The organism is Kocuria sp. ZOR0020 (genome assembly GCF_000800955.1).
Lineage (GTDB): Bacteria > Actinomycetota > Actinomycetes > Actinomycetales > Micrococcaceae > Kocuria > Kocuria subflava.
Genome location: NZ_JROX01000289.1, coordinates 1 through 5,588, shown reverse-complemented (window position 1 = coordinate 5,588; position 5,588 = coordinate 1). Strand labels below are relative to the sequence as shown.

Here is a 5,588-nt window from a genome sequence, read left to right as displayed (position 1 = left end):
CCCTTGTCCTTGGCGGACACGTGCACGATGCCGTTCGCGTCGATGTCGAAGGTGACCTCGATCTGCGGCACACCGCGCGGGGCCGGTGCGATACCGGTCAGCTCGAAGGTGCCCAGGTTCTTGTTGTCCCGGGTGAACTCGCGCTCGCCCTGGAAGACCTGGATGGACACGGACGGCTGGTTGTCCTCGGCGGTGGTGTAGACCTGCGACCGCTTGGTGGGGATCGCGGTGTTGCGCTCGATCAGCTTGTTCATCACGCCACCCTTGGTCTCGATGCCCAGGGACAGCGGAGTCACGTCAATCAGCAGGACGTCCTTGCGGTCGCCCTTGAGCACACCGGCCTGGATGGCGGCACCGATGGCCACGACCTCGTCCGGGTTCACGCCCTTGTTCGGCTCCTTGCCACCGGAGAGCTTCTTGACCTCTTCCACCACGGCCGGCATGCGGGTGGAACCGCCCACGAGCACGACGTGGTCGATGTCGGAGAGCTTGATGCCGGCTTCCTTGATGACGTCCTCGAACGGCTTCTTGGTCCGGGCCAGCAGGTCGCTGGTCAGGTCCTCGAACTTGGCGCGGGACAGGGTCTCGTCCAGGTGGACGGGACCCTCCGGGGTCACAGAGAGGTACTGCAGGGAGATGTTGGTCGAGGAGGCCGAGGAGAGTTCCTTCTTGGCCTGCTCGGCGGTCTCCTTGAGACGCTGCAGGGCGATCTTGTCCTTGGACAGGTCCGCACCGGTCTTGGACTTGACCTGTTCGAGCAGCCAGTCGACGATCCGCTGGTCCCAGTCGTCACCGCCCAGTCGGTTGTCACCGGCGGTGGCGCGCACCTGAATGGTGGAGAAGTCGTCCTCGTCCTTGCCGACTTCCAGCAGGGAGACGTCGAAGGTGCCGCCACCGAGGTCGAAGACCAGGATGAGCTCGTCCTCCTTGCCCTTCTCCAGGCCGTAAGCCAGGGCCGCCGCGGTGGGCTCGTTGACGATGCGCAGGACGTTGAGGCCCGCGATCTCACCGGCCTCCTTGGTCGCCTGACGCTCGGCGTCGTTGAAGTACGCCGGGACGGTGATCACGGCGTCCGTGACCTTGTCGCCCAGGTAGGACTCCGCGTCAGCCTTCAGCTTCATGAGCGTGCGGGCCGAGATCTCCTGCGGGGTGTACTTCTTGCCGTCGATCTCCTGGGTCCAGTTGGTACCCATGTGGCGCTTGACGGATGCAATGGTGCGGTCAACGTTGGTCACGGCCTGACGCTTGGCGGTGGCACCCACCAGGGTTTCACCGTCCTTGGAGAAGGCCACCACCGACGGGGTGGTGCGTGCGCCTTCAGCGTTGGCGATCACAACGGGTTCGCCACCCTCCAGCACGGCAACGCAGGAGTTGGTGGTACCGAGGTCGATTCCTACTGCACGGGACATGCCCATACCTCCTCTGCCCGTAACGGGCGATTCATGTGTGCAACCGGGGCGACTGTGCGCTCCGGAGGTCTCAAATTCTTGAGTTGTCCTGACTCAAGAATAGACCTCCTGGCTCAGCTGTCAATAAAGTTGAGTCAGTTCATGTCAAGTTTGGCCTGTGTTCTCCGTCACTTCGGGTTGCCGCCCCATTTTTTGTCAGCAAGCTGCACAAATAGGCTGGAGTTCCCTGCCCCCCAGCACCCGTGAGGCCCACATGAAGCGCCCCCTCCTGACCACGTGCACCGTGACCCTGAGCCTTGTCCTGGCATCCTGCGGCACCGGTGGATCCCAGAACACCGATGTCCAGTTCACGGATGACACCGGTGAGGTGACCGTTCTGACCGATCCCGGTCAGAACGCAACGCAGACCTCCGTTGCTGCCAGCAACCTGGCCTTCACGCGCGCCCAGACCGTGGTGGTCTCCTCTCCGGAGTCCGTCTCCGATGCGGGGAAGGTGGCGCAGGAACTACAGGTGCCGCTACTGATCAGCGGTGACGACGACGCCCTGGGCCAGGAACTTGACCGTCTCCAGGCTCAGACGGTGATCGTTGCCCAGGGTGAGTCCGTCCCGGAGATCGGGGACCGCGACGTGGTGGAAGTGCAGGCCGACTCCCAGGTGGATCAACTGGATCTGCCGGAGGTGAGCGTGGCGCAGGAGGCGAGCACCGGCGTCGTGCTGTTTGATCCTCGAGCCCAGGACACGGACGGGGAGGCAGCGGCAGCAACTGAAGCTGCTGTGGCCACCGTCAACGCAGCCGGCGGCACGGCGGTGGAGGTCCCGGGTGGCAATCCCCGCGTCAGTGGGGATTCCGTGGAGGTGGCCCGTAGCGCCGATGACCACAACATCCTGGCCCTGGGTGAGAGCTTCGGAAGTTCCCAGGACGTAGAATCCCGCATGCAAGCCGCCCAGGACACCACGGCCGAGTTGCCCGGAGGCGGTCAACTGGCCTTTCCCGGACGGCGCATGATCGCCGTGTACGGCTCCCCCGGAACCTCAGCACTTGGAGTCCTGGGTGAGCAGGACGTGGATGCCACCATCGAACTGGTGCAGGAGATGGCCCGCGAATACCAGCCGTACAGTGACGAGCAGGTGATCCCGGCGTTCGAGATCATCACCACCATTGCCTCCGCCGAACCCGGAGCCGACGGCAACTACACCAACGAGTTGGACCCGGAAACCCTGCGTCCCTGGATCGATGCCGCCGGGGAAGCCGGTGTGTACGTGGTCCTGGACCTGCAGCCGGGCCGAGTGGACTTCTTGTCCCAGGCCCAGCGGTATGAGGACCTGCTGCGGGAACCTCACGTGGGCCTGGCACTGGACCCGGAGTGGCGCCTGGAGGACGGTCAGCGCCACATGGAACAGATCGGCTCCGTGAGTGCTGAGGAGATCAACCAGGTCTCCGACTGGCTGGCCCAGCTCACCGCTGAGAACAACCTGCCTCAGAAGGTGCTGATCCTCCACCAATTCAAGTTGGCCATGATCACGGACCGGGAGCAGATCAACACCGCCCACGACGAGCTGGCCATTACGCTGCACGCTGACGGCCACGGGAGTCCGGAGCTGAAGATGGCCACCTGGGAGGCCCTGCAGAACGGGTTGCCGGAGGGCATCTGGATGGCGTGGAAGAACTTCTATGACGAGGACACTCCCGTGTTCAGCCCGGAAGAGACCTACGACGTCGACCCCAAGCCTTGGTTCGTCAGCTACCAGTGAGCCCACGGTCGGGTTGCCAAATCGTTACGCCGTGCAAGCCGTGCAGGCCCGGAACTCGGGCTTGCACGGCTCACGGGCAGATACGGAACGCCTAAACTGAAGGGCATGTACCGAATCGCCACCGTGTGCACCGGCAACATCTGCCGATCACCCATGGCCGAGGTGGCTCTACGCCGCGCGTTCCAGAACGCGAAGCTGGCAGACCACGTTGCCGTTGACTCCGCCGGGATCTCCGACGAAGAACTGGGCAACCCGATCGATCCCCGCGCCCAGCGCCTCCTGGAACGCGTTGGACTGGATCCCCACGGCCACAGTGCACAGACTTTTGATACCGAGTGGTTCTCCAACCACGACTTGGTCCTGGCCATGGACGTGCAGCACCACCGGGCCCTCACCTCCATGGCACCGGATGACCAAGCGCGGGCCAAGGTACGCATGTACCGCTCCTTTGACCCCGCCGTGGCCGCAGAAGCGATCGAGAGCCAGGGCATTGCGGATCCTTGGTACGGCGACGCCGCGGGATTCGAGGACACCTGGGAGATGATCTCCGAGGCCCTGCCCGGAATCGTGGGCCATGTTCGGGACCAACTCGACCGGGGCAACCCAACGGGTTCGGAGGACTGAGGCGTGCAGGACGTCGAGCTTCAGATGGACCCCAGCATTGCCGAGCGCAACCCATCGGGTCTTGCCCTGGTGCACCAGTTGGAAGATCCCGTCCGCAAACCGCATCTGATCGGCATTGACGGGCGCTCCGGGGCCGGCAAGACCAGCTTGGCCCAGCAGCTCTCCGAGGTGCTTTCCGTGACCCGGGACGTGGTGACCTTCCACCTGGAGGACATCTACCCCGGGTGGGACGGGCTGGCCCATGGCATAGAGATCTACAACGACTCCATCTTGGCCTGCCTGCGCGAGGAGCAGGACGCCTACTGGACCGCATGGGACTGGCTGGCTGACTCCCCCGGAGGTCCCAGACTGACCCGGTGCGCTGAAATCGTGATCCTGGAAGGTGTGGGCGCGTGCAACTGGGTGGCCAGGGAAGTCCTGGACGTCTCCGTGTGGGTGGAGCTTCCGGAGAGCCAGCGCCGCACCCGAGCTCTGAGCCGCGACGGCAACACCTACCAGGTGTTCTGGGAGCGCTGGGCGCAACAGGAGTCCCAGTACCTGGAAGCTGATCCCGTGTGGGAGAGCGCAGACATCATCCAACCGGGCCCCACGGCCTGAGGGCAGTGCGCAGCACCGATCTGGCCCCCGGCCCAGGGCAACCACCACGTTGATCCCTGTGGCAAGACGGTCATTGCCAGATGAAACGTTGGGCCCCAGTCACCGCTGAAATGCTCACGGCACCCAAGCCCAACACAACGGTCAGTGCCAGCAGCACGGCATCAGCGTGAGTGCGCCGAATGGGCCGGGCCCAGGTGCGGTGCTTGGCAGCCACCACAGAGCCGAAACCACGGACCTCCATGGTCACCGCCAGCCGCGTGGCACGGCGCAAGGACTGCACCAGCAGCCCGAAACCGCGTCCCCACAGCTCCTGAAGCATCATGCGAGGGTTCCGGGAGGCACCTGCGCCCCGAGCTCGCCTGGCCGTCACCAGGACGTGCCACTGGCGGATCATGACGGTCATCAGCCGCAATCCCACCAGGGCAGCAATCACGAACCTGGCAGGGAGTTTTGCCGTCCTGGCCAAACCGTCGGCCAGGTCCGTGGGGTCTGTGGTCAGCAACAACACCAGCCCCGGCAGCGCCAGGGCCAGACCGCGCAGCGCGATGGCGGCTCCGACCGCCAAGGAACCTTCCGAGATCTCCACAGGGCCCGCATGGAGCAAGGTGGCCCCTGAGTTCTCCGCCAGCAGTGCCGTGCCCCACCCGGAGAGCAAGGCCGCCACCACAATGGGCCAGGCCACCGCCAGAAGCCGCAACGGACGCTGTCCGGCAACGCTGAGAGTCACCAGCTCCCCCACCAGGATCACACCGGAGGTCACGGGATCCGCAGAGATGACCAGCGGGATGGTCAGCAACAGGGCGCACACCAGCTTGGTCAGGGCATCGCGGCCTGCCAGCCAACCCCGCAACTGCACCGCGGGAGTCTCGGCGGGGGTGTCGGCCTGCGCAACGGCTGCCACCGGGTGTACCTGAAGTTCTGTGGCGTTCAAGGCCTGGATCAGGTCCCGGTCGTGGGTCACCACCACCACGGCCCGCCCGGCCGCCACTTGATCGGCCAGCAACGTCACCACGGCCCACCATGTGCGGGCATCCTGACCGAACGTGGGTTCATCCAACACCAGCACATCTGGGGCCGCCGCCATCACCGTTCCCACGGACAGCCGCCGCTTCTGTCCACCGGAGAGCGTGAACGGGTTGGCGTCGGCCACCTCGGTCAGCTCCAACCGCTCCAGCAATCCGTCCACCGTGGCCTGGATCCGCTCC

At 65.0% G+C, this 5,588-nt stretch carries 5 protein-coding genes; 3 read left to right on the top strand and 2 right to left on the bottom strand.

Annotated elements, in window-relative coordinates:
- Positions 1-1,409: molecular chaperone DnaK (gene dnaK, locus L979_RS13115; RefSeq protein WP_047692651.1), on the bottom strand; the 1,409-nt coding region annotated here is incomplete at its 3' end.
- A gap of 253 nt (positions 1,410-1,662) precedes the next feature.
- Here dnaK and L979_RS13110 point away from each other — a divergent pair.
- From L979_RS13110 to L979_RS13100, 3 genes are all read left to right on the top strand, one after another.
- Positions 1,663-3,162 (top strand): hypothetical protein, encoded by a 1,500-nt coding sequence (locus tag L979_RS13110; RefSeq protein WP_047692650.1) that lies wholly within the window; start codon positions 1,663-1,665, stop codon positions 3,160-3,162.
- A gap of 105 nt (positions 3,163-3,267) precedes the next feature.
- The gene (locus L979_RS13105) at positions 3,268-3,786 is read left to right on the top strand and encodes a low molecular weight protein-tyrosine-phosphatase (protein ID WP_047692649.1); all 519 of its coding nucleotides are present in this window, start codon (positions 3,268-3,270) and stop codon (positions 3,784-3,786) included.
- A 3-nt stretch (positions 3,787-3,789) separates the two neighbouring features.
- On the top strand, positions 3,790-4,383 hold the full coding sequence (locus L979_RS13100) for a para-aminobenzoate synthase component I (protein ID WP_047692648.1): 594 nt from the start codon (positions 3,790-3,792) through the stop codon (positions 4,381-4,383).
- Between the two features lie 70 nt (positions 4,384-4,453).
- Here L979_RS13100 and L979_RS13095 read toward each other — a convergent pair.
- Positions 4,454-5,588: CbiQ family ECF transporter T component (locus L979_RS13095; protein ID WP_156125598.1), on the bottom strand; the 1,135-nt coding region annotated here is incomplete at its 5' end.

Bases quoted from the DNA above. Each gene is read 5' to 3' on its own strand.
- L979_RS13110 (WP_047692650.1), top strand. From the start codon at position 1,663: ATGAAGCGCCCCCTCCTGACCACGTGCACCGTGACCCTGAGCCTTGTC.
- L979_RS13105 (WP_047692649.1), top strand. From the start codon at position 3,268: ATGTACCGAATCGCCACCGTGTGCACCGGCAACATCTGCCGATCACCC.